The organism is Corynebacterium sp. USCH3 (assembly GCF_037619475.1).
In the GTDB taxonomy this organism is placed as follows: domain Bacteria; phylum Actinomycetota; class Actinomycetes; order Mycobacteriales; family Mycobacteriaceae; genus Corynebacterium.
This window is the reverse complement of record NZ_JAQPZT010000001.1, coordinates 239,982-263,856: the sequence shown is the minus strand read 5'-3', so window position 1 is coordinate 263,856 and position 23,875 is coordinate 239,982. Positions and strand designations below refer to the sequence as shown.

Sequence of the window (23,875 nt, the reverse complement as noted above, 5' to 3'; positions counted from 1 at the left end):
CTGGCTACGCCGCGAGCGCCTGGGCGATCAGGATGTCCAGCAGGTCGGCGTAGTCCACGCCGCTGGCGGCGAACATCTTCGGGTACATGCTGATCGGGGTGAACCCGGGCATGGTGTTCGGCTCGTTGAGGACCGGGCCGTCCGGGGTCACGAAGAAGTCGACGCGCGCCAGGCCGGAGCAACCCAGTGCCCGGAAGGTCTCCACGGCGAGACGCCGGATCTCGGCGACCTGCTCGTCCGGCAGCGGGGCGGGGATCTCGTAGGTGATGATGTCGTCGAGGTACTTCGTGTCGAATCCGTAGAACCCCTCCGGTCCGTCCCCGGTGCCCATGAGCATCGACGGGTAGGACGCCTGGATGGTGCCGTCCGGGTACTGCAGCACGCCGCACTCGACCTCGGGTCCCTGCAGCATGGATTCGACCAGGACCTTGTCGTCGGCGGCGAGGGCGGTCTCCAACGCTGCCGGGAAGTCCTCCCAGTCACTGACCTTCGAGATCCCGATCGACGATCCGCCCCGTGCCGGCTTGACGAAGACGGGCAGGCCCAGGGCCTCCTTCTCCCCGTCGGTGAGGAGCCGGCGTTCGGTGACGATGACCTCGTCTCCGACCGGGATGCCGGCGTGACGGGCGACGGCCTTGGTGTACTGCTTGTCCATGCAGGTGGCGGAGGCGAAGACACCGTTGCCGACGTAGGGGACGTGGGCCAGTTCCAGCAGGCCCTGGACCGTGCCGTCCTCGCCGTTGACGCCGTGCAGGACGGGGAAGACGACGTCGACCTCGGCGTAGAGCGATCCGTCACCGAAGCGCAGCTGACCGCCGCGTCGACCGCCGAGGTCGAAGGTGACGGCGCGACCACGGCCGACCTCCGGCAGTTCACGGCCGTGGGCCTGCAGTTGCCCGACGTCGGTGGTGCCCTTGACCCAGACTCCGTCGCGGGTGATGCCCACCGGCACGATCTCGTAACGGTCAGGGTCGAGGTGGGCCATGACCGCTCCGGCGGAGATGCAGGACACGCTGTGTTCGGTGTTCTGACCACCGTAGAGGACCGCCACCGTGGTTCGGGCGGGTGCTGCGCTGTTCGCGGGGGTATTCACAGGAGGATTCACGGGGGGATTCACGGGGACCAAGTGTAGCGGTCGCCACCGGGTCCCGGGTTACTCGGCTTTCTTGGTGCGCCCCATCAGCGCCCGGATCGCGGACGGCACGTCCCCGCCGTGGTGGCAGGCCCGCACCACTTCGCGGGTGATCGGCATCTCCACCCCGTGGGCCTCGGCGAGTTCGGCGACGGACATGCTCGAGATCACGCCCTCGGCGACCTGCCCTTTCGTCGCCCCGCTGGCCTGCTCCAGGGTTTCCCCCTTGCCGAGACGCTCGCCGAACGTGCGGTTCCGCGACAGGGGAGAGTTACAGGTGGCCACCAGGTCCCCCATCCCCGCCAGTCCCGCCATCGAGCGTTCCTGCCCGCCGAGCGCCACCGTCAGCCGGGTGATCTCGGTCAGACCACGGGTGATCACCGTGGCGATCGTGTTGTGGCCCATCCCCATCCCCGCGACCATGCCACAGGCCAGGGCGATGACGTTCTTGCACGTCCCCCCGACCTCGCACCCGATGACGTCGTCGTTGGTGTACGGCCGGAAGTAGTCGGTGGCCAGCGCTGACTGCACCATCCGGGCTCGACCGTCGTCGGTGCAGGCCACCACGCTGGCCGCCGGCTGCTGCCGGGCGACCTCCACCGCCAGGTTGGGGCCGGAGAGCACGGCGACCCGCCCGGGGTCGACCCCCGCCACCTCGGTGATGACCTCGCTCATCCGCCGGCCCGTGGAGTGCTCGATGCCCTTGGCGAGGCTGACCAGCGTGGCGTCGGCGGGGATGAGGTCACGCCACTGCTCCAGGTTCGCCCGCAGTGACTGCGACGGCACTCCGAGGAAGACGACGTCGACGCCGTCGAGCGCCGCGGCGGGGTCGGTGGTGGCCGTGAGCGAGTCCGGCAGGACGATGTCCGGCAGGTAGGTGGAGTTGGTGTGGCTGTCGTTGATCTCGGCGGCGATCTCCTCCCGCCGTGCCCACAGTGTCACCGCCGGACTGGCTGCCGAACCGGTCGGCGCCGAGCGGGCACCTGCCTCGGTATCCGCGCAGACCTTGGCGACCGTCGTCCCCCAGGAGCCCGACCCCATCACCGCAACGCGAACCATCTCTTATGTGCTCCTCAAAAATCGTCGGTGCCGACTACGTCCTCCACGCCCGTCACCGCTACGCTGGTGTGCGGAAAAACGTTCCGGCATCTCTGCTCCCCAACATTGAACCATGACGCACCCGGTCCGTGGTGACGGCTCGACCGGACCGGTGCGCTCGGGAAGGCGTCACCCTTGATCAGCCACACCGGCACCGGAGACCTGTCCACCTCCCTGGCATCGAGAAATCTCGAGGCCGGCGCTTCCCAGGCGACTGCCGAGGAGACGGTGAAACCGGTCGGCCACGTCGCACGGATCGGGAGCACCCCGGCCGACGAGTTCGAACGGCCCGTCTTCGCCGCCGGCGCGGTGCTGTGGCGCCGTGCCAGCCCCCAGGGGCCCGGCACCCCGGAGACCGCCGGAGGCCCCGACGGTGACGGGATCGAGATCGCCGTCATCCACCGTCCCCACTACGACGACTGGTCGCTGCCCAAGGGCAAGGTCGACCCCGGCGAGAATGTGATCACCACCGCGACCCGGGAGATCGCGGAGGAGACCGGCTACTCCCCGACGCTGGGGTGGCTGCTCGGCTACATCCACTACCCGCTCGGCAGCAAGACCAAGGTCGTCTACTACTGGACAGCGGAGGTGACCGACGGCGAGTTCCGGGAGAACAACGAGGTCGATGAGCTCCGGTGGCTGCCCCCGTCCGCCGCCAAGGCCATGGTCAGCCATGATGCCGACCGTGACGTGATCACCGCCGCCGAAGAGGTCCTCGACCTGGGGTGCACGCGACGGGTGCTCTACGTCCGCCACGCCAAGGCGATGGCGCGGGAGACCTGGAAGGAGGACGACGACCTGCGTCCGTTGACGAAGAAGGGGTACCGGCAGGCCGCGGAATTGCCTGGCGTGCTGGAGGGCTACCGCCCGAAGTCGGTCTTCACCGCCGCCCCTGAACGGTGCCGCGCCACGGTCGAGCCCACCGCGGCCCGGCTCGGCCTGGACATCGAGACCAACGCCAACCTCGGCGACGCCGCCCTGCAGCACTCCGCCCGCACCGTGATGGAGGCGTTGGTGCAGGCCAGCTCCGCCCCGGTGAGCGTGGTCTGCGCCCAGGGCGAGATCATCCCGGCCGTCGTCTCCGGACTGGCGGAGGACGCCGGCTTCGAGATCGAGGACCTGCGCACCAAGAAGTCCAGTGTGTGGGTGCTGCACTTCGGCGCGGACGACACGCTGCTGGGGGCCGACTACCTGGCGTCACCGCTGCCGGTGCGCTGACGCTCAGTCGGTCACCGGCACCGGGTCCCACCTCACCCCGAAGCGGTCCACACCCGTGCTGTCGAGGCCGAGTCCCCGTCGCAGCATCTCCGCCTGCACGGGAGTCCCGCAGGAGACCTGGAAGGTCACGGCGTCGGTGAAGGTGAAGGGTTGCTCCGCACCCGAATCCATCGCCGACACCCAGACACCTGCCAGGCGGGTGTCGCTGAACATCACCGATCCGGCGACCGCAGGTCCGGTGTCCTGCCGGTAGGTGACCAGCGCCCCCGGGCCGGAGTGCCCGTCCTCGTCGCCGTCGAACACCTCCGCGAAGACCCGCGTCCAGGTCTCCACCGCCTCGCCCGCCCGGTTCTGGGCCGCACCACAGAACAGGAAGGACGGGATCAGCGCCGGACGGGGTGCGCCGGCGGGATCGGTGAGCATGAGTTGCCAGCTCATACCGAACTGGTCCTGCACCCAGCCGTACCGGGCGCTGAACGGGTACTCCCCCAGCGGCATCAGCACGGTCGCCCCGTCGGCGACAAGTCCGTCCCACACCGTGTCCAGGACCGCCCGGGCGCGGGACGAGGCAGCGCGGCGGTCGTCCTCGCCCCCGCCCCCGCTGTCGTCGACGGACCACCCGAAGAACACCGGGTCGATGTTCACCAGGACATTCGTCGCCGGTGTGATCGCTGCCCCGCCCGAGTCGTCTACGGCGTCGGTGAGCCGGAGGCGCAGGCCCGCGACGACCAGTTCCACCCCGTCATCGGTCCCCACCACCCCGGCCGCGCCGAGTTCCAGGCCGGCCTCCTCGAAGGGGCGGAAGACATCGGTGTAGAAGCGGGCGGCACCGACCACGCCGTGGTCTCCGGTCTGCAGTCGGAGGCGGGGAATGATGTGCTGGTGACGGTCCATACCCCCTGAGCCTACGTCACTTTTGTTGCCGATATAACCCGAGCGGTGGAGCTGACGGAGGTGGCCGAGGTGGCGGAGCTCGCCCAGCCCCGGCCCCGTTACCGGATGACCGGCGTGAAGGACGGCCTGGTCGACTCGTAGTCCGAGATCGCCGACTCGTCCTGAAGGGTGATGCCGATGTCGTCGAGGCCGTTGAGCAGCCGCCACCGGGTGTCGTCGTCGACCTCGAAGGCGAAGACGTACTCGCCGAGGGTGGCGGTGCGTGCCTCGAGGTCCACGGTCATCTCCACGCCGGGCTGCTGTTCGATGAGTTTCCAGATCAGCTCGATGTCCTCCTGGGTCATCGTCGCCGCCAGCAGGCCGTTCTTGGCGGTGTTGCCCCGGAAGATGTCCCCGAAACGCAGGGAGAACACCACACGGAAACCGTAGTCGAGCAGCGCCCAGACCGCGTGCTCGCGGGACGAGCCGGTGCCGAAGTCGGGACCTGCGACCAGCACCGTGGAACCGACGAACGGTTCCTGGTTGAGCACGAACTCGGGGTCACGTCGCCAGGACTTGAACAGGCCGGACTCGTAACCGGTCTTGGTGACCAGTTTGAGGTACTCGGCGGGCACGATCTGGTCGGTGTCGACGTTCGACCGCCGCAGCGGGCAGGCGACACCGGTGTGTGTGCTGAACTTCTCCATGGTGCTCAGGCTCCCTTCTCGACGTCGGAGGCAGGCAGGTCGGCCGGGCCGGCCAGGTGTCCCAGTACCGCGGTGGCCGCTGCGACCGGCGGGGAGACCAGGTGGGTGCGTCCCCCCTTGCCCTGGCGTCCCTCGAAGTTCCGGTTGGAGGTGGAGGCGGCGCGTTCACCGGGGGCGAGCTGGTCAGGGTTCATGCCCAGACACATCGAACACCCCGCGGTCCGCCATTCCGCACCGGCGTCGAGGAAGACCCTGTCGAGCCCCTCCGACTCGGCCTGGGTCTTCACCGAGGTCGAGGACGGCACGACCATCATGTGCACGGTGTCGGCGACACTCCGTCCGCGCAGGACGTCGGCCGCGGCGCGCAGGTCCTCGATGCGACTGTTGGTGCAGGAGCCGAGGAAGACGGTGTCGATGCCGATCTCGCGCAGGGGGGTTCCCTGTTCCAGCCCCATGTATTCCAGCGCGGACTCCGCCGAGACCCGGGCGGTCTCGTCGGTGATGTCCTCCAGGTACGGGACAGCGCCGTCGAGCGGCAGCCCCTGGCCCGGGTTGGTGCCCCAGGTGACGAAGGGGGTCAGTGCCGAGCCGTCGATCTCGACGACGGTGTCGTAGACCGCACCCTCGTCGGTCTCCAGCGAACGCCAGTACTCGACCGCGTCATCCCAGTCCTGACCGGTCGGCGCGTAGCGGCGCCCCTTGAGGTAGTCGAAGGTGACGTCGTCCGGGGCGATCATGCCGGCCCGTGCACCCGCCTCGATGCTCATGTTGCAGATCGTCAGGCGCCCTTCCATCGACAGCTTCCGGATGGCCTCGCCCCGGTACTCGATGATGTGCCCCTGGGCCCCGCCGGTCCCGATCTTGGCGATGATCGCCAGGATCAGGTCCTTGGCCGTGACCCCGGGCTGCAGTTCACCGGAGACCTCGATCGCCATCGTCTTGAACGGGGCGAGCGGAAGCGTCTGGGTCGCCAGGACGTGCTCGACTTCGCTGGTGCCGATGCCCATCCCGATGGAGCCGAAGGCCCCGTGGGTGGAGGTGTGGGAGTCACCGCAGACGATGGTCATCCCCGGCTGACTTGCGCCGAGCTGGGGCCCCACGGTGTGCACGATGCCCTGGTCGCCGTCACCCATGGAGTGCAGGACGACGCCGTACTCCTCGCAGTTCCTGCGCAGGGTCTCGACCTGTAGACGGGAGACCTTGTCCTCGATCTCCAGCAGGTTGCCGGAGTGCACCCCGAGGGTGGGGACGTTGTGGTCCTCGGTGCCCAGGGTCAGGTCGGGACGGCGCAGCGGCCGGTTGTTCTGCCGCAGCCCGTCGAACGCCTGGGGGCTGGTGACCTCGTGGATCAGGTGGAGGTCGATGTAGAGCAGGTCGCGCCCGCCGTTCTCCCCGCGTGTCACGACGTGGGCGTCCCACACCTTCTGGGCGAGGGTGCGCGGGGGGTGCTCGCGAGTCGTGTCGTCGGGGTGCGTCTGCCGGGTCACAGCATTCACAGTTCTCTCCTCAGTCTTCAGGAGTCTCCGGTGCCGCCACGCCCGTCACTGCGTGGCAACCTGGAAGTTCCACTGGTTGGAATGTATAGTATCAGATCATGGGAAACCCCACCTACACCGAGACGCCCTCTCCGACCTCCGCTCCTGTGGCGTCCACGACCACCAGCGGCATCCAGGTCCTCGACCGCGCACTGCTCATCCTGGGCATCGTCGCGCGGCGGCCGCACAGCCTCTCCGAGCTGTGCGAGACCACGGGCCTGCCGCGGGCCACGGCGCACCGGATTGCCGTGGCGCTGGAGAAGCACCGCATGGTGACGCGCCTGGAGGACGGGCAGTGGACCGCCGGCCCGGCCCTGGCGGAGTTGGCACCGAAGTCCTCCACCCGGCTCGACGAGGCCGCCGAGCACGTGCTGCCGGACCTGGTGGAGCGCACCGGCGAGGCGGTGCAGATCTACAAGCTCTCCGGACGCGAGCGGGTCTGCATCGCCACGGCGGAGCCCCTGCAGGGACTCCGGGACACGGTACCAGTGGGCAACCGGCTGACCCTCGCCGCGGGCTCGGCGGCGAAGGTTCTCGTCGCCTACTCCCCCAAGGTCTTCCAGGACGACATCCTGACCACGGCGAACTACACCGCCGAGGATCTGGAACTCGTCCGCGCCGGCCAGATCGCCGAGTCCGTGGGGGAACGTGACGCTGCCCTGGCCAGCGTGTCGGTACCGGTGCGCGACGCCTCGGACGTGATCGCCGCCCTGTCGATCTCCGGACCCGCCGAGCGCATGGGCCCCTCCCCTGCGGCGCGCCACCGCGAAGCCCTGCAGCACAGCGCCGCCGAGCTGGAGCGCTACCTGCGCTGACGGCAGCCGGAGGGTAAGCTAGAACGCATGAGCGAAAACTCCATCACACTCGGCGCGATCAACTACCTGTCAACAGACCCGGCATCCCTCGCGAGTTTCTGGGCCCGCGCCCTGGGCGGCGAAATGCACCGGAACGGCGACGACGTCTACCTCGCGCCTGCCGGACCCGAGGGGTTCGGGATGTTCTTCCACCGGGCCGACGCTTCTCTGACGCCCGACGATTCCGGCCGGGCACACCCGGACCTCACTGTTCCTTTCGGAACCCGCCGCGAGGTTGTCGACCGACTCGTGAGACTCGGCGCAGAGGAACTCTGGTCGGTGGACGACGAGCACCCGCACGTGCAGTGGACGACGATGCGCGACCCTGAAGGGAACCCGTTCTGCGTCGCCGAGCATCCCCGACAGCCCTGAGACGACTGTCGGCGACCGCAACAACGACAGCAGCCAGGTCCGAAGACCTGGCTGCTGAAAGAGACGATCTCTTGGTCGCTCGTACATGTACGAGCGGAATGGTACCCCGTACGGGATTTGAACCCGTGTTACCGGCGTGAGAGGCCAGCGTCCTAGGCCGCTAGACGAACGGGGCAAGGACTTTCATCGTTGACCAGCAGGGCACCGTGGCCGCGCTGTGCAACGGGGAGAACTATATAGGACACCGTGGGCCCCTGCCTAATCACCTCTTTGACGTGCACGGACGCCCCGCCAGCGGGCCGGCTAGGATCAGTGGCATGACCACGCCGCCACTACTCACCACCGCCGAGGTCCGGGGCCTGCGCCTCATCGCGCAACGACTCGCACCCTCGACGTCCGTCCCCACCCTTCCCCCACCGGCGTCCGGAGGCCCCCTCCACGCGGTCGCCGGACACATGCTGGCGACCCAGGCGCAGAACCTCACCGCAGGAGTGGCCGCACTGGCACTCCGGGCCGGGCTCCCGGAGACGACGGAGGCCGACCTGGCCGAGTCCGGGGTGGTGCGGAGCTGGTCGCAACGGGGGACCCACCACTTCCTCGCCGCCGAGGAGGTCCGGTGGGTCACGCTGCTCTGCGCCCCGCGGGTGCAGGCCGCCTCAGCGAAACGCCGGGGGCAGCTGGGCCTCACCGACGACGACGTCGACACATGCCGCGAGGCCCTGTACTCCGCCGTACGGCAGGCGGGCACACCGGTCAGCCGCAGCGAGGCGTACCGGATCTTCGCTGCGGCCGGTGTCGACCCCGACGGCGGCCGGGGCCCGCACATGCTGCGCCACTTCGGCGGGGAGGGGGTACTGGTCCAGGGCCTCCGCTCCACCGACGGCGCCCGCGCGGAGGACACCTTCGTCCTGCACGACGAGGTCGTGCCGCGTCCCCGCGACCTCTCCGGCGACGACGCCCTCCGCGAACTCGCCGTACGCTACTACCGCTCGCGCGGTCCCGCCACAGTCAAGGACCTGGCCTGGTGGTCGGGACTGACCGTGCGTGACTGCCGACGTGCCACCGGACTCGCCCTGGAGACTTCCTCAGTGACGGAGACGTCCACCGAGGACGGCCGCACGGTGTACCTCGCTGACTGGCAGCGCGACGTCACCGCCGCCGAGCTCGTAGACGCCCTGCGCACCCCCAGGGACCTCCCCGCCTTCGACGAGTACCTGATGGGCTACACCGACCGTTCAGACATCATGACCCCGGGGGTCGCCGCCGAGGTCGGCCCCACGAAGAACGGGCTCGTCCACGCCTGTCACGTCGAGGACGGCACCGTGACCGGTCGTTCCTGACCCCGGAAACGGCTACTCCGACAGCAGGCGCGCCTGCTCCTCCGCCACTGCCAGCAGGTCCTCGTTGCTGAGGTAGTCGCGGTCGAACCGTTGCCACGGCTGCTCGACCATACGCCAGCGTCCGGTGGTCCTGTCGCAGAACGGGTGCGCCGCCCTGACCCACCGCATCCACGGAGCGGTGTCCCCGGTCTCCGGACTGACCCGCGTGTAGTGCAGGACGGTGCAGTTGAAGATCGTCATCTCCGGGTTCTTGTCGTAGCGCAGGAACTCCTCGTCGCTCCACCGCTCCAGCACCAGGCGGGTCGACCACATGAAGTCGCCGTGGGTGACCACCAGGACATTGTCTTCGCTGCTCTCCCGGTGCAGGGTACTGAGCATGTTGCGTACCCGGTTCTCCGCGACGTTGGCGATCGACTCCCCCGCCGGCGGCGCCCAGTACAACGGGTCCTTCCGGCGCAGCAGGGCGTTGTGGGCGTACTGCTCCTCGAAGACCTTGCGGGGCAACGGCGAGATCTCACCCCAGGAGCGTTCCCGGACCACCCGGTTCTCCTCCCACAGTGCGCCGTCCAGACCGAGGTTCGCGGCCGTCTCGCGGGTGCGGACGTACGGCGAGGTGATGCAGCGGTTGAGGTCGTCGACATTCTCGGTGATCCACCTGCCGGCCGCACGCGCCTGGGCCACGCCGGCATCCGTGAGACGCCAGGACCGGTCCGCCACCAGCATCGTCTCCTCGCTGAACAGGGCCTGGTCACCGGCCTTGTCCGCGCGCTGGATCACATTGGCCTCGCTCTGGCCGTGGCGGACGAGAATCAGGTTCTTCGGCATGGTCACCCTACCCACCCTAGACCTTTCCCCCGGGAACGCTTGACCGCGGGGTCCGGACGCAGAAAAGCCCGGTCCGAAGACCGGGCCTTTCATTCACATACCTTGTACCCCGTACGGGATTTGAACCCGTGTTACCGGCGTGAGAGGCCAGCGTCCTAGGCCGCTAGACGAACGGGGCGTGAAAACAGACTGCACATCATATCCAGCGTTTCCGCTGGCCTACCAGGACTCGAACCTAGAACGACGGTACCAGAAACCGCTGTGTTGCCAATTACACCATAGGCCATTCGTTGCTCTGCGCACCGCGTGTTCCCCGCGCTGCCTTGCAACGGTGGATACTATAACCAGGACGCGCTCCGAGTCGCAAACTGCGAGGTCAGAGCAGCATTCCTGCTCCAGTGGCCGACCTATTCGGCGGCAGCCCAGGGCGTGACCGCCCGGGCAGCACGCAGACGGGCCAGCGTGGAGTCCTTGCCCAGCAGCTCCATCGACTCGAACAGCGGCGGGGACACCGCTGCCCCGGAGACGGCCACCCGCAGCGCCCCGTAGGCCTTACGCGGCTTGAGTTCCATGGTCTCGATCAGACGCGAGGACAGTGCCGCCTCGATGGTCGCGGTGACGAACGCGTCACCGTCGATGGCCTCGACCTCCTCGATGGCAGCGTCGAGGACCTCCACGGCGTCCTCCTTGAGGTTCTTCTTCGCCGACTTCGCATCAAGTTCGAGGTTCTCGTCCGCGGTCACCAGGAAGCGCAGCAGACCGTCGGCGTCACCGAGGGTCTTGATGCGGGTCTGCACCAGGTCCGCGGCGAAGGCGAACTTGTCGGCCGGGTAGTCCACCGGGAAGCCCTTGTACTCCTCCAGGTAGCTGCGTAGCCGACCGGTGAAGTCCTCCAGGTCCAGCAGCCGGATATGGTCGGCGTTGAGCGCCTCCAGCTTCTTCTGGTCAAAACGGGCCGGGTTGGGCTTGACGTCGGCGACGTCGAAGTTCGCGACGAGCTGGTCGACGCCGAAGACGTCCTCGTCCGCCGACAGGGACCACCCCAGCAGGGAGAGGTAGTTCAGCATGCCCTCCGGGATGATGCCGTTGTCCCGGTGGTTGAACAGGTTGGACTCCGGGTCACGCTTGGAGAGCTTCTTGTTGCCCTCCCCCATGACGAACGGCAGGTGGCCGAAGGTCGGGGTCGCCTCCGCGACGCCGATACGCACCAGTGCCTCGTAGAGCGCCAGCTGGCGCGGGGTCGACGGCAGCAGGTCCTCGCCGCGCAGCACGTGGGTGATCCTCATCAGCGCATCGTCCACCGGGTTGACCAGGGTGTAGAGCGGCTGCCCGTTGGACCGGGCGACGACGAAGTCCGGCACGGTCGTGCCGTCGACGGCCATGTCGCCGCGGACCAGGTCGGCCCAGGTCCAGGTCTTCTCCGGCATGCGCAGACGCCACACCGGCGAGCGGCCGTCCTCGTCGAAGGCGGCGATCTGCTCGGCGGTGAGGTCACGGTCGAAGTTGTCGTAGCCGAGTTTGGGGTCCCGGCCTGCCGCGCGGTGGCGCTCCTCGACTTCCTCGGCCGTGGAGTAGGCCGGGTAGACGTCGCCGGAGGCCTTGAGCTTCTCCAGGACCTCGGCATAGATCTCCATGCGCTGGGACTGACGGTACGGCCCGTGCGGACCGCCGACCTCCCCCACGCCCTCGTCCCAGTCCAGGCCGAGCCAGGTCAGGGAGTCGACGATGGCCTCGTAGGACTCCTCGGAGTCGCGGGCGGCGTCGGTGTCCTCGATGCGGAACACCAGCTTGCCGCCGGTGTGCCGGGCGTAGGCCCAGTTGAACAGTGCGGTGCGGACCATGCCGACGTGCGGGGTCCCGGTCGGCGAGGGGCAGAAACGTACGCGTACTTCACTCATGGTGCCCTATTTCACCACATCCACTCCCCTGCCACGTCCCCGGCGTACCCGGCGGAGCGCAGCGCACCCACCCATTCCCCCAGGGGAAGGTCCCCGGTCCCCGGTGCACCACGTCCGGGGTCGTCGGCGATCTGGACGTGGGCGGGGAGCGCGTCGGCGCCCGCACCGGTGCCCGCGTCGGCGAGGTCACCGAGCCATCCCGGGACGTCGTCGGTCTGGCTGAGGTGCCACAGGTCCGCCAGCAGAGCAGTGTTCGGCACACTGTGGACGATGCCCATCGCCTCGGCGACGGTGACGACCGGGTAGTCGTCCACCCCGGCACTCGGTTCGATCAGGACGGTCCCCTGCCCACGCCCCTCCGCGACCTGCGCCACGGTGGCGATGTTGTCGAGCTGGCCGGGGCTGAGCTGGCGACCTCCCCTGCCGACCAGCAGGTTGAACCGGTCGGCCCCGGTGGCCTCGGCCAGTCTCGACATCGCGTCGAGATGCCGGGGGCTGAGTGGCTGTTCGTGCAGGACACCTCGCTGCCCGGCGGAGGTGTCGCCGCCCCAGTAGTTCACCGCGACCAGGCTGAGCCTTCTGCGCCGCAGCTCGGCGACGAGGTCGTCGACCTGACCGTCGGACGGTTCCGGGGTGTCCCACGGCCACCACAGTTCGATCCGGTGCATCCCTGACACCGCGGCTCTGTCGAGGTCAGGCGCGCCCATGGGACGTCCGACAGAACAGTTCACCACGGTCATCATGTCCGGCATCACGTCCGACGACACAGCTCCGACTCCGTTCCCCCGGGACCGGTTCCCGGTGTCCCGCCAATCTACCGCCCGCCGACATCGTCGATCAGCCACAATGGGGTGCATGACACCCCCGGACACAGCACACCGTCCCTCCTCCCGCGTCGCCGTCGTCACCGGCGCCGGTGGCGGGCTCGGACGCACCTTCGCCACCGCCCTGGCCGACGCGGGATGGACGGTCGCGGCGTTGGGGCGTACCCGGTCGACCCTCGCGGAGACCGTCGCCGGCTGTCGGGGCGACGGCCACCTCGCCGTGGTCTGCGACGTCACCGACGAGGCATCGGTCACCGGAGCCTTCGCCCGGGTGACCTCCGCCCTCGGGCGACTCGACCTTCTGGTCAACAACGCCGGCGTCCCCGGTGCCACGGGCCGCATCGACACCGTCGATCCTGCGGAGTTCGAGGCGACGGTGCGCACCAACCTCACCGGTACGTTCCTGTGCACCCGCGTCGCTTTCGCCTGGATGGCGACCCACGGGGGTGGCCGCGTCATCAACAACGGGTCCATCGCCGCACACGCGCCACGCGCCGGTGCCGCCGCCTACGCCGCGTCCAAGGCCGCGGTCGCCTCACTCACGGTGTCGACGGCGTTGGACGGGCGGGACGTGGGGATCACGGCCACCGAGCTGGACATCGGCAACGCGCGGACCGCCCTCCTGGACACCTTCACCTCGACAGGACCGGCCGACCCCACCGCCGAACCCACCTTCGAGGCGGCCGAGGCCGCCAGGCTGCTGGTCAGTGTCGCCGGCATGCCTGCGGGAGTCTCCGTCGACCGGGTGACCGTCACCGCGGCAGGGATGCCGTACCTCGGGAGGGGATGATTTCTGTTTGTTTCGCACCCCTGAGTACGGTGGTTATGTGATCAATAACGATCGCCCGTCAACAGCGCCGGACTTCCTCCTCTCCCGCGCGTCGGGCAGTATCCGCACCCAGGGGACACGCACGTCCTTCCCCGATCCGTTCGAGGCGGCGACGGCTCTGCGCGACGGCAGCGCCCGCCTGGTCGTCGGCGCCGTGCCCTTCGACACCGCCAACCGCGCCGCGCTGTCCGTGCCCGGCACCGTGGTGGAGACCGAGGGTCCGCTGGAACCGCCCGCCTACTACCGTGGCCGCGATCTCGGCGACCTGCTGGAGGTCGTCAACGTCCAGCCGTTGAGCACCCCCGAAGAGCACCAGTCCACCGTGGCGGCCGCGATCGAGACCATGCACAACACCACCCTGCGCAAGGTCGTGCTGGCCCGTGCCGTGGACATCGAATTCGCCGAGGACGTCGACCCGCTGCTCATCGCCGCCCGGTTGATCGACCTGTCGGCCCACCGGGACGGTTTCGCCGTCGACCTGTCCGCGACAGGACGCTCCGACGACCGGGGCACGATGCTGGTCGGTTCCTCACCCGAGGTACTGATCCGGCGGCGCGGCACCACGGTCGAGGCGCGCCCACTGGCCGGCTCCGCGGCCCGGCTGTCCGACCGGCAGGCCGACGAGACCGTCGGGCGGATGCTGCGGGACTCCACCAAGGACCTCACCGAGCACGAACTGGTGGTGGAACACTACCGCCGGGTACTCAGCGGCGTCTGCACCGAACTGTCGATCCCGCGCACCCCCGAGCTGATCAAGACCAACGAGATGTGGCATCTGGCCACCCCGGTGCGCGGCACCCTGCCGGACCTGAACTTCTCGGCCCTGGATCTCGCCCTCATGCTGCACCCCACCCCGGCGGTCGGCGGCACCCCCACCGACGACGCCATCGGCATCATCAACGAGGTCGAGGACGACCGGTGCTTCTACGCCGGCTTCGTCGGGTGGTGCAATGACGACGGCGACGGCGAGTACATGGTCAGCATCCGCTGTGCCGAGGTCGCGGGGGCGACGGCCCGGGCGTGGGCCGGCGGCGGGGTCATCGCCTCGTCCTCCCCCGCGGCCGAGGCCGCGGAGACGACGGCGAAGCTGCAGACCGCGCTACGGGCACTCAACGTGCCGGCGGCCATGCGCGCCGTCTGAGGCGGCCTGAGACTGCCTGAGACGGCTGAGGCCGACCACACCGGGAGGCCCAGCAGGAGCGTCAGTACGCCTCGATGGGATTGACCAGGTGGCCAAGGCCCGGGATCTCGATGTCGATGGAGTCCCCGGGGACCATCTCGGCGGTACCTGCGGGGGAACCGGTGCAGATCACGTCACCGGGCAGCAGGGTGAACGCCTGCGACACCCACTCGACGATCTCTGGGATCGACTTGATCATCTGGTCCGAGTTGGAGTCCTGCTTGGTCTCCGTCTCCCCGTCGTGGGTCAGGTGGGCCTTGATCGGCAGGTCGGTGAGGTCGGCGAAGTCCAGGTCCGTCTCGATCCAGGGCCCCAGCGGGCAGAAGCTGTCCAGGCCCTTGGCCCGCGACCACTGACCGTCGGCGAACTGCAGGTCACGGGAGGACACGTCATTGACGATGGTAAACCCGAGCACGACGTTCTTCCAGTCGTCACGCTTGACGTCCTTGCACGGCTTGCCGATGACGATGGCGAGCTCTCCCTCGAACTCGACCCGGGTCGCCCACTCCGGCTTCCGGATCGGTGCACCCGTACCCACGACGGCTGTCGGCGGCTTGAGGAACAGTGTCGGCGGCAGGTGCTCGGCGGACTTGTTGAAGACCTCCTTGACGTGGTCGGCGTAGTTCCGACCCACGGCGACGACCTTCGACGGCAGGATCGGCGCCAGCAGACGGACGTCCTCGATCGGCCAGTCCCGACCGGTGAACTCAGGCTCCCCGAAAGGGTGGCCGGCGATCTCGCGGCAGGTTGCCCCGGTCCCGTCAGCCTCTCCCCCCTCCAGTGCAACGAAGGCCATACCTTCAGGGTGTGCGATACGCGAAATTCTCATGGTCACTTAGCTTACAGAGGAAAACTGAGGACACGGAGGCCGCCCCCGTCTATACTTGTGCGGACCTGAGCGTCGAGTACGGTGACCGGCCGCTCGCCGGCGAGGTCATCGCGAGAAACAGCTCCGCACAGGACAGCGCGTCGGTCACCGCCCGGTGCGGAGGGTAGGACGGTAGCCCGTAGCGGTCACGGATCCTCGGCAGGCGCAGGTCCTCGCCACGCGGGTGGACGGACTCCCGCTCCATGTGACGCCGCTCCAACGCGTAGGTGTCGAGGACCGGCACGTCCAGTCCCGCGCCGAAGACGGACCGGCACGCCGCCGAGAGGAAGTCTTCCTCGATCATCGCGAAGTGCGCCAGCATCACCCGCCCTGCCAGGGCCTGGAGCAGTTCCGCCAGTGCATCGGCCACCGGGATCCCCGCATCGACGACGTCGTCGGTGAGCCCGTGCACGGTGGCGGACTGACCGACGCCCTCCCCGTCGTCCCGTGGTCCGGAGATCACGACTTCCCGGGCACCGGAGAGGACGATCCGACGCCCCTCCACCGGCACCCAGCCGATCGACAGCAGTCGGTCGCTGGCCAGGTCGAGGCCGGTGGCCTCCACGTCGACGGCGAGGACGGGAAGGTCGTCGAGCAGGGTGCCGCCCGCCGGCGGCGGTGTCCGGTAGAAGTCGGCGAGCGCGCCGGTCGCCCGACGTTTCTCCCACAGTCTGCGCAGTCTGCTCATGTGTTCCTCACCGGGTACTTGACCGCCAGCGAGGTCTGGATGCCCTTGATGATGCCGAAGGCGTCGCGCAGGTTCTCCCGGTCCAGCTTGCCGAGGGTGTCGGGGTCGATACGGTAGTTCGCCTCGGTGCCGCTGCGCAGCTGACTGGCCTGGTGGCGCAGCGAGAGCGCCTTGAGGAAGTTGAAGGCCTCGGTCAGGTCGCGGGCGGCCTTGTGGGTCAGCACCCCGGCAGCGGCAGCCTGGGCGAGCCGCTGGTGGGTGCCCACGGCCTTCACGCCGCCCATCAACGCATACAACCGGGCGATCTGGACGATCGGAGCCGTGCCACCTGCTTTGACGTCGAGGGTGTTGCGGTAGTCGCCTCCGCGCTGGACGACAAGACCACGGAAGATTCCCAGCGGGGTCTCCTTGCGTGCGACCAGCGCAGCGAGGCGGGCGTGGAACCTCGAGGAGCTGCGGGCCAGAGCCACCGAATAGCGGTGCACCTGGTCGGCGAGTTCGCGGGCCCCGTAGATCGGCCGCATGTCGAAGAACGTCTGTGCATGCAGCAGGGCGTCGGGGTTCGGGGCGGTCACCCAGGTGTGGAACGACTCCTTCCACTGGTCGACCGTCATCCGCCACGCCGGGTTCATCGCCATCATGTCGCCCGGGCACAGCTGCTGCCCGGCCTCTCCCAGACCGGTGCAGACCAGACGACCGAGTTCGGCGAAGTACTCCCCGTGCAGGTCCGCGTCGTAGTCGTTGTGCAGGACCAGCCCGTTGTCCTGGTCCGAGGAGAAACCGACGGCGCGGCGCGCCTGGGAGCCGATGACGATGAACGCGTAGGGCACCGGCGCCGGGCCGAGTTCCTCTTCTGCCAGGACGAGCAGTCGACGGGCCAGGGAGTCCAGCCCGACGGTGAGGATCTCGCTGACCTCCTCGGCCGAAGCGCCCCGGCTGATGAAGCCACTGGTCATCTCGGCGGTGTCATTGACGATGCTGCGCATCTGCCCGGTGTCCGTGGCTTTGGCCAGGTCGGCGGTGAGGTAGATCGGATCATTGCGCAACGCGCGCATGATGTCCGACGCCGAGATCACCCCGGTGATCCCGTCCCCGCCGCCGTCGAGCCCACCGACCACCGGAAGATGGTGCACGCCCTGCTCGCTCATCATCAGCATCGCCTCGAAGGCCGTGGTGTCCGAGGTCGTGGAGAACGGGTCCCGGGTCATGATCTCCGACACCGGGACGTCACTCGACAACCCCTCCGCCACCACCCGGGTCCGAAGATCGCGGTCGGTGATGATGCCGACCAGCTCGGTACCGGTCACCGAGGGGCCACCGTCCACCCCCGACCCGGAGGTGTCGGCGGTGTCGGCGGTGTCGGCGACGACGGGCAGGCACGAGATCCCGTTCGCGCTCATCAGCCCGGCGGCGGCGCGGACAGTCTCGTCGCAACCGACGGAGACGGGGTCCCGGTCGACCAGGTCTGCGACCCGGGTGCGCAGGGCGTCCGACCCGGAGCGCACGCTCAGCCGTTCCGCGGCGGCGCGGATGCGTTCCGAGACACCGGCGAAGTAGCGCGCGACCTGGGGGTTGCGTTCGATGAGTCCGCGCACCTCGTCACGGGTCATCGTCAGCAGCAGACTGTCCTCGACAGCGACCATGGTGTAGTGGGATGGTCCCGGTTCCGCGCCGAAGCCACCCTTGGTGACGATGGTGGAGTGGCCGAAGAACCGCCCGGCACCCCGCCGGTCGAGCAGCACGTCCTGCCGGTCGAGGACGTCGACGGCACCGGACCGGATCACGTAGAGGGCGTCGTTGGGCTGACCGGCGGTGATGACGGTCTCACCCCGCCGGACGTAGATGATCTCCATCCGGCCCGGCAACGAGTCCAGCTCGTCGTCCGGCAGGTGGCTGAACGGTTCGTGCGCACTGAGGAACCTCCGGACCTCATCAAGTTCCACGCTCATGGTCGGTAAGTCTATGAGTGGTGCCACGACCACCGGACACGTCAGCCCCGGATCGGGGTATATGAAACAAATTTCACATCAATCCACGCGCTTGCGGCCCACGGGCATGTGACGCGGGTTACGCTGTCGGTCATGGCACTGGAACACGCGATCATGATCTCCCTGGCCGAGAGGCCCGGCACCGGTTATGAACTCGGACGACAGTTCGCCACCTCCCTGGGCCACTTCTGGCCCGCCACCCGCCAGCAGATCTACCGCACCCTCGCCCGACTGCACGACGACGGCCTGGTGACGTGTCGCGACGTCGCCCAGGACGGCAGACCGGACAAGAAGATCTACACACTCGCACCCGCCGGACGAAACGCACTGCAGGAATGGATCTCCGAATCCTCGCCGCTGATGAAGATCCGCGACGATCTCTCGGTGAAGATCCGCGGTGCCGAACACGGGGACCTCGACGACCTCCGTGCCGACATCAGCTCCCACCGCGACGCCCACGACGAACGACTCCGGCTCTACCGCGCCTACGAAGACTCCCAGTTCCCCGAGGTCGGCGGCGCAGCACCCGGCGCGACCGGGGCTCTCACCGGACGACGGCTCCACCAGCATCTCGTCCTCCGCCTGGGGATACGCCTCGAGCACACCTTCGTGGAGTGGTGCGACGAGGTCCTCGAGGCACTCTCCCACGACGATCCGGAAGGACAGTGACGACAACCGTGACGAACACCCCCTACCCTCATCTTTTCACTCCCCTGACCATCGGCGGGATGACCCTGCCCAACCGGTCTGTGATGGGCTCGATGCACACCGGTCTCGAAGACCGCATCTGGCACGCCGACCAGCTCGGCGAGTTCTACGCCGAACGCGCCCGCGGCGGCGTCGGGCTCATGGTCACCGGCGGTATCACCCCGACCCGCAGCGGTGACCTGATGCCCTTCGGCGGTCGGATGGCCACTCCCCTGTCGGTGCTGCACCACCGGCGGGTCACGGACGCCGTGCACCGTGAGGGCGGGCTCATCGCGATGCAGATCCTGCACGCCGGACGTTACGGGGTGACCCCCTTCAAGGCTGCCCCGGGCACCGAGCCGTCCCCCATCCACCCGTTCAAGCACATCCGCATGACCGAGTGGATGATCAGGCGCACCATCCGGTCGTACGGGCGTGCCGCGCGTCTGGCCCGGAAGGCCGGCTACGACGCCGTGGAGATCATGGGCGGCGAGGGCTACCTCATCAACCAGTTCCTCTGCCCCCACACCAACGACCGCACCGACCGGTGGGGCGGGTCGACCGCCAACCGTCAGCGGTTCCTGGTGGAGGTCATCGACGAGATCCGACGCCAGGTGCCCCGTGACTTCCCGGTCATCCTGCGCCAGTCGATCGCCGACTTCGTCAAGAACGGCCAGACCTTCGACGAGATAGCGCAGATGTCCCGTCGCGCCGAACGCCACGGGGTCGACGCCATCAACACCGACATCGGCTGGCACGAGGCCCGCGTCCCGACCATCGTCACGTCGGTGCCGCGGGCGGCGTTCGTGAAGTTCACCGAACGGCTGCGCGACGAGGTGTCGATCCCGCTGATCGCGTCGAACCGCATCAACACCCCCGAGGTCGCCGAAGGCATCCTGGCCAACGGCCGGGTCGACGCGGTGTCCATGGCACGACCCCTGCTGGCCGACCCGCACTTCATGGCGAAGGCGAAGTCCGGCCGGGCCGACGAAATCAACACCTGCATCGGTTGCAACCAGGCCTGTCTCGACCACGCCTTCGTGGGCAAGCCGATCTCCTGCCTGGTCAACCCGCGCGCCGGACGGGAGACGAAGCTCGTGCTCTCCCCGACCCGCCACACGAAGAAGGTCGCGGTCGTCGGCGCTGGCCCGGCGGGACTGTCGGCAGCGGTGTCCGCCGCCGAACGGGGCCACCGGGTCGAGTTGTTCGAGTCCCGGGACAGTATCGGCGGCCAGTTCTCCATCGCCGCCCGGATCCCGGGCAAGGAGGAGTTCCACGAGACGATCCGGTACTTCTCCACCCGGCTCGACACGCTCGGTGTCACCGTCCACCTCAACACCCACGCCTCGGCGGCCGACCTGGTGGAGGGAGGCTTCGACCACGTCGTGGTCTCCACCGGCGTCATTCCCCGCGTCCCCGCCATCGAGGGGGTCGACCATCCCAGCGTCATGACCTACGCCGAAGCCGTACGCGGAGAACGCGAGATCGGTGGTCGGGTCGCCGTGATGGGGGCGGGGGGAATCGGGTTCGACGTCTCGGAGTTCCTCACGACGCCGACAGGTTCGGACTCACCGTCACTGAACCTGAAGGAATGGGAACAGGAGTGGGGTGTCGACGACGACCCCGCCGCCGTGGGGGCGCTGACCAAGCCGCGTCCCTCGGAACCGCTGCGTGAGGTCTACATGGTGCAGCGCAAGGCGTCACGTCAGGGCAAGACGCTCGGCAAGACCACCGGCTGGGTCCACCGGGCCTCCGTGAAGATGAAGAAGGTCGAGCAGATCAGTGGCGCCACCTACGAGAAGATCGACGACGACGGACTCCACCTCGCGTTCTACGAGGAGAAGGACGGCGCCCGCACGCTGACCGGGCGCCGGGTACTCGACGTCGACTCCGTGGTCCTGTGCACCGGCCAGGAGTCGGTCACGGACCTGGTCGACCCGCTGCGTGCCGCCGGGATCACCTTCGACGTCGTCGGCGGGGCCGACCTGGCCGCGGAACTGGACGCCAAGCGGGCGATCCGTCAGGGAACGGAGGCCGCCGCCGCCATCGCCTGAGCCGGACGATAGGGTCGGGGCAGGTGCCCGCCACCGTATTTCCTGCCCCGTCTGAAAGGCCGTGCCGCCCGTGCCATTGTCCCGCCGCAAGTTCCTCCTGGGTGCCGGAGCGCTCACGCTGGCCGCCGTCCCGCTCAGCGCCTGCGCGGGGAACGACTCACCCGACGGCGGGGACGAGGCTGCCCGACCGGTCGCGGACACCGGCGTCACCGTCGTCCCCGATGACCCGTCCGGCACCGCCACCAGCAGATCCCTGTTCGCCACGGCCGGGACCGTGGTCCTCGTCGCCGCCTCCGCCACCGACGAGCAGCTGACCGTCGGCTGCGGCCTCGCGCGCGACCACGGCGTCCCCGTCCTGGTCGACAGTCCGGAATCGAGCGGAGACATCTCCGAGGAGCTCGACCGCCTCGGCGTGACGGAGATCGTGGTCGTCGGAGACGCCGACACCCCCGCGGTTCCCCGGGACGCGGACGGGCTCAGCCTCCATCCTCTCGGCAGCGGGAACTCCTGGCCCGGGGAGGCTGCCGCCGGGGTCAACGGCGACGACCGCGACCGGTCCGGCGTCGCCCTGGCCGTGCCCGGGTCGTCGCCGGCCAGCGCCGCCACCGCCGCCGCCGGCGGCTTCACCCTGGTACAGGTCACCGCCGCGGACCCCCGGTCGACCGATGAATCCGTCGACGCCTCCGTCGCCGAACTCCGCGGTGCCGGCAACGTGGTCGCCCTGGGCGGTGCATTCGGCAGTACGGACGTGCTGCGTCGACGCATCGAGCTCGCCGGAACCGTCGAGGGCCGACTGCCCGGAGGGGGCCAGGTGATGTTCCCCGGCCGGAAGATCATCGCGCTCTACGGCCACGCGAACGAGCCACTGCTCGGGGTCATGGGTGAACAACCGCCGCAGGACGCGGTCGCCCGGGCGCAGCGACTGGCCGGGGAATACGAGCCCACCAGTGACGTGCCCGTCATCCCGTCCTTCGAGATCATCGTCACGGTCGCCGCCGAGGAGCCGGGTCCCTCCGGGAACTACAGCAACTACAGCGACCCGGCGGACGTCCGCCCGTGGATCGACGCCATCGTCGGAGCCGGCGGCTACGCGATCATCGACATCCAGCCCGGGCGGGAGACGCTCCTGCAACAGGTCCAGCACTACGCCGACCTGCTCAAGAACCCCGGTGTCGGCCTCGCCCTGGATCCGGAGTGGCGGCTGGGACCGGACGACCAGCCGATGGTCGAGGTCGGTCATGTCGACGCCGCGGAGATCAACGAGGTCGCCGAATGGCTCGAAGGCCTCGTGGTGGCGGAACGGCTTCCGCAGAAGCTCCTGATGATCCACCAGTTCCAGCTCCAGATGATCCGCAACCGCGAGAACATGGTCACCGGGACCGACAACGTGGCCGTCGCGGTGCACTGTGACGGCCACGGGCCCCAGGGCGTGAAGATGGAGACCTGGAACGTGGTCCGACAGGGACTTGACCCCGCCATCGCCCTGGGATGGAAGAACTTCATCGACGAGGACGAGCCGATGCTCGACCCTGCGCAGACCGCGGCGGTCGAGCCGACCCCGGACATCGTCAGCTACCAGTAGCTACCGGTGGCGCGCCTCGCCTCTGCGAGGTCGGTCCGTTCCGATGTCGGGCGATCACCCTCCCAGGCAGCCTTCGAGCCTCGTATGCTGCCTGGGAGGGCGACAATCCGACATCGGGGACCCCGCCCCCGTGTGGTTTCAGCGTGCCGCGGTGACTGCCGCCGCGATACGGTCCCCGACCTCCGCCGTGCGGATCTGCGAACCGTCACGCGCACCGGCCTCCGTCAGCACCGCAGCCTCGATCCTGTCCGCCTGGGCGTTGCGCAGGGCCTCGTCCTGCCCCTCGTCACCGGCGAGGTGGCGCAGCAGCAGTGCCGCCGACAGGATCGCCGCACACGGGTCGGCGGTCCCCGTGCCCGCGATGTCCGGGGCCGAGCCGTGCACGGGTTCGAACATCGACGGGTTCTGGCGCGACGGGTCGATGTTGGCAGAGGCCGCCAACCCGATTCCCCCGGTCACTGCACCTGCCAGGTCGGTGAGGATGTCGCCAAAGAGGTTGTCGGTGACGATCACGTCGAACCGGCCAGGGTCGGTCGCCATGTAGATCGTGGCCGCGTCGATGTGGCAGTAGTCCACGGTGACCCCGGGGAACTCTGCGCCGATGGTCTCGACCGCACGGGCCCACAGCCCACCGGCGTTGACCAGCACATTCGTCTTGTGGACCAGGGTCAGCTTCCCTGAGCGCTCCTGCGCGCGGGTGAAGGCGTCGCGGACGACCCGCTCGACGCCGTACCAGGTGTTCTGGCTGACTTCACTGGCCACCTCCTGGTCCGTGCCCTTCCGCAGGGTGCCGCCGTTACCGCAGTACAGCCCCTCCGTCCCCTCACGGACCACCACGAAATCGATCTCGCCGGGGTTCGCCAGCGGTGATGTCGAACCGGGGTAGAGTTTCGCCGGGCGCAGGTTCACCGCATGGTCGAGGGTGAAGCGCAGCGGCAGCAGAAGTCCCCGCTCCAGCACGCCGGCGGGCACGGTACGGGGGTCACCGATGGCGCCGAGAAGAATCGCGTCATGGTCGCGCAACGAGGCGAGGTCAGCATCGGTGAGGAGCTCGCCGTTGCGCAGGTACCGGCGCGCCCCGAGGTCGAAATCGGTGGTGTCGACGGGTTCGTCACCGGTGGCAGCCGTGAGCACCTTGAGCGCTTCAGCGGTGACCTCGGTACCGATCCCGTCGCCGGCAATGACCGCGAGTTTCATTCTGTGGACCCCTTCGCACGTTATCGTCTCACATCGTTGGAAATTCTCGGTCAGATTACCATGCCGCCAGCCTGCCTTGCGCTCCTCCCGGACTCAGCGGGGCTACACTCTACTTTCACCCTCCGA

The 23,875-nt window shown here is 68.7% G+C and carries 21 protein-coding genes and 3 tRNA genes; 9 read left to right on the top strand and 15 right to left on the bottom strand.

What is annotated here, in order from left to right:
* Positions 1 to 4: 4 nt before the first annotated feature.
* Both PQI66_RS01250 and PQI66_RS01245 read right to left on the bottom strand, forming a co-directional pair.
* The gene (locus tag PQI66_RS01250) at positions 5 to 1,117 is read right to left on the bottom strand and encodes a D-alanine--D-alanine ligase family protein (protein WP_339995364.1); all 1,113 of its coding nucleotides are present in this window, start codon (positions 1,115 to 1,117) and stop codon (positions 5 to 7) included.
* A gap of 36 nt (positions 1,118 to 1,153) precedes the next feature.
* The gene (locus tag PQI66_RS01245) at positions 1,154 to 2,191 is read right to left on the bottom strand and encodes an NAD(P)H-dependent glycerol-3-phosphate dehydrogenase (RefSeq protein WP_339995362.1); all 1,038 of its coding nucleotides are present in this window, start codon (positions 2,189 to 2,191) and stop codon (positions 1,154 to 1,156) included.
* 174 nt (positions 2,192 to 2,365) lie between these two features.
* On the opposite strand from PQI66_RS01245, the gene PQI66_RS01240 reads away from it, so the two are divergent.
* Positions 2,366 to 3,448, top strand: coding sequence for an NUDIX hydrolase (locus tag PQI66_RS01240; protein WP_339995361.1), 1,083 nt, complete (start codon positions 2,366 to 2,368; stop codon positions 3,446 to 3,448).
* A 3-nt stretch (positions 3,449 to 3,451) separates the two neighbouring features.
* On the opposite strand, the gene PQI66_RS01235 is transcribed toward PQI66_RS01240, so the two are convergent.
* From PQI66_RS01235 to leuC, 3 genes are all read right to left on the bottom strand, one after another.
* The gene (locus tag PQI66_RS01235) at positions 3,452 to 4,342 is read right to left on the bottom strand and encodes a VOC family protein (protein ID WP_339995360.1); all 891 of its coding nucleotides are present in this window, start codon (positions 4,340 to 4,342) and stop codon (positions 3,452 to 3,454) included.
* A gap of 98 nt (positions 4,343 to 4,440) precedes the next feature.
* Positions 4,441 to 5,028, bottom strand: coding sequence for a 3-isopropylmalate dehydratase small subunit (leuD, locus tag PQI66_RS01230; RefSeq protein WP_339995358.1), 588 nt, complete (start codon positions 5,026 to 5,028; stop codon positions 4,441 to 4,443).
* A gap of 5 nt (positions 5,029 to 5,033) precedes the next feature.
* Entirely contained in the window at positions 5,034 to 6,524 is a 1,491-nt protein-coding gene (gene leuC / locus PQI66_RS01225) for a 3-isopropylmalate dehydratase large subunit (RefSeq protein WP_339995356.1), read from the bottom strand.
* Between the two features lie 98 nt (positions 6,525 to 6,622).
* Here leuC and PQI66_RS01220 point away from each other — a divergent pair, with 98 nt between their 5' ends.
* Together PQI66_RS01220 and PQI66_RS01215 are read left to right on the top strand one after the other, a co-directional pair.
* Positions 6,623 to 7,378, top strand: a complete 756-nt coding sequence (locus PQI66_RS01220) for an IclR family transcriptional regulator (protein ID WP_339995354.1) — start codon at positions 6,623 to 6,625, stop codon at positions 7,376 to 7,378.
* Positions 7,379 to 7,405: 27 nt separating this feature from the next.
* Positions 7,406 to 7,789 carry a VOC family protein gene (locus PQI66_RS01215; protein WP_339995353.1) on the top strand — a complete coding sequence of 128 codons (384 nt, stop codon included), beginning with the start codon at positions 7,406 to 7,408 and terminating at the stop codon, positions 7,787 to 7,789.
* A gap of 99 nt (positions 7,790 to 7,888) precedes the next feature.
* Here PQI66_RS01215 and PQI66_RS01210 read toward each other — a convergent pair.
* Positions 7,889 to 7,964 (bottom strand) — tRNA-Glu (locus tag PQI66_RS01210).
* A gap of 142 nt (positions 7,965 to 8,106) precedes the next feature.
* Here PQI66_RS01210 and PQI66_RS01205 point away from each other — a divergent pair.
* Positions 8,107 to 9,129: a winged helix DNA-binding domain-containing protein gene (locus PQI66_RS01205; RefSeq protein ID WP_339995352.1), complete on the top strand. Its 1,023-nt coding sequence runs from the start codon at positions 8,107 to 8,109 to the stop codon at positions 9,127 to 9,129.
* 12 nt (positions 9,130 to 9,141) lie between these two features.
* Here PQI66_RS01205 and PQI66_RS01200 read toward each other — a convergent pair whose 3' ends face one another.
* The 5 genes from PQI66_RS01200 to PQI66_RS01180 all read right to left on the bottom strand — a co-directional run bounded on the left by PQI66_RS01200 (position 9,142) and on the right by PQI66_RS01180 (position 12,559).
* Positions 9,142 to 9,954 (bottom strand): histidine phosphatase family protein, encoded by an 813-nt coding sequence (locus tag PQI66_RS01200; protein ID WP_339995977.1) that lies wholly within the window; start codon positions 9,952 to 9,954, stop codon positions 9,142 to 9,144.
* Positions 9,955 to 10,059: 105 nt separating this feature from the next.
* A tRNA-Glu gene (locus PQI66_RS01195) sits at positions 10,060 to 10,132 on the bottom strand.
* A 36-nt stretch (positions 10,133 to 10,168) separates the two neighbouring features.
* A tRNA-Gln gene (locus PQI66_RS01190) sits at positions 10,169 to 10,240 on the bottom strand.
* A 121-nt stretch (positions 10,241 to 10,361) separates the two neighbouring features.
* Positions 10,362 to 11,852 (bottom strand): glutamate--tRNA ligase, encoded by a 1,491-nt coding sequence (gene gltX / locus PQI66_RS01185; RefSeq protein ID WP_339995351.1) that lies wholly within the window; start codon positions 11,850 to 11,852, stop codon positions 10,362 to 10,364.
* 11 nt (positions 11,853 to 11,863) lie between these two features.
* On the bottom strand, positions 11,864 to 12,559 hold the full coding sequence (locus PQI66_RS01180; RefSeq protein WP_339995349.1) for a TIM barrel protein: 696 nt from the start codon (positions 12,557 to 12,559) through the stop codon (positions 11,864 to 11,866).
* A gap of 148 nt (positions 12,560 to 12,707) precedes the next feature.
* Here PQI66_RS01180 and PQI66_RS01175 point away from each other — a divergent pair, with 148 nt between their 5' ends.
* Both PQI66_RS01175 and PQI66_RS01170 read left to right on the top strand, forming a co-directional pair.
* Positions 12,708 to 13,466 (top strand): SDR family oxidoreductase, encoded by a 759-nt coding sequence (locus PQI66_RS01175; protein ID WP_339995348.1) that lies wholly within the window; start codon positions 12,708 to 12,710, stop codon positions 13,464 to 13,466.
* Between the two features lie 37 nt (positions 13,467 to 13,503).
* Entirely contained in the window at positions 13,504 to 14,646 is a 1,143-nt protein-coding gene (locus PQI66_RS01170) for an isochorismate synthase (protein WP_420098899.1), read from the top strand.
* Between the two features lie 61 nt (positions 14,647 to 14,707).
* On the opposite strand, the gene PQI66_RS01165 is transcribed toward PQI66_RS01170, so the two are convergent.
* From PQI66_RS01165 to PQI66_RS01155, 3 genes are read right to left on the bottom strand one after another with little or no spacing between them, the layout of a single operon-like run.
* Positions 14,708 to 15,514: a fumarylacetoacetate hydrolase family protein gene (locus tag PQI66_RS01165; protein ID WP_339995346.1), complete on the bottom strand. Its 807-nt coding sequence runs from the start codon at positions 15,512 to 15,514 to the stop codon at positions 14,708 to 14,710.
* Positions 15,515 to 15,563: 49 nt separating this feature from the next.
* Complete coding sequence (locus tag PQI66_RS01160; protein WP_339995345.1) at positions 15,564 to 16,241, bottom strand: exonuclease domain-containing protein; 678 nt, start codon at positions 16,239 to 16,241, stop codon at positions 15,564 to 15,566.
* Positions 16,238 to 18,190, bottom strand: a complete 1,953-nt coding sequence (locus PQI66_RS01155) for a putative nucleotidyltransferase substrate binding domain-containing protein (RefSeq protein WP_339995344.1) — start codon at positions 18,188 to 18,190, stop codon at positions 16,238 to 16,240. The genes PQI66_RS01160 and PQI66_RS01155 overlap by 4 nt, the downstream gene beginning before the upstream one ends.
* Positions 18,191 to 18,322: 132 nt before the next feature.
* Between PQI66_RS01155 and PQI66_RS01150 the strand changes: the two genes are divergently transcribed.
* From PQI66_RS01150 to PQI66_RS01140, 3 genes are all read left to right on the top strand, one after another.
* Positions 18,323 to 18,898 (top strand): PadR family transcriptional regulator, encoded by a 576-nt coding sequence (locus tag PQI66_RS01150; protein WP_339995342.1) that lies wholly within the window; start codon positions 18,323 to 18,325, stop codon positions 18,896 to 18,898.
* 8 nt (positions 18,899 to 18,906) lie between these two features.
* The gene (locus PQI66_RS01145) at positions 18,907 to 20,970 is read left to right on the top strand and encodes an NADPH-dependent 2,4-dienoyl-CoA reductase (RefSeq protein WP_339995341.1); all 2,064 of its coding nucleotides are present in this window, start codon (positions 18,907 to 18,909) and stop codon (positions 20,968 to 20,970) included.
* Positions 20,971 to 21,040: 70 nt separating this feature from the next.
* Positions 21,041 to 22,552, top strand: a complete 1,512-nt coding sequence (locus PQI66_RS01140; RefSeq protein ID WP_339995340.1) for a cell wall-binding repeat-containing protein — start codon at positions 21,041 to 21,043, stop codon at positions 22,550 to 22,552.
* Positions 22,553 to 22,690: 138 nt separating this feature from the next.
* On the opposite strand, the gene PQI66_RS01135 is transcribed toward PQI66_RS01140, so the two are convergent.
* A complete protein-coding gene (locus PQI66_RS01135) occupies positions 22,691 to 23,749 on the bottom strand; it encodes a 3-isopropylmalate dehydrogenase (protein WP_339995339.1) in 1,059 nt (352 codons plus the stop codon).
* Between the last annotated feature and the right edge of the window lie 126 nt (positions 23,750 to 23,875).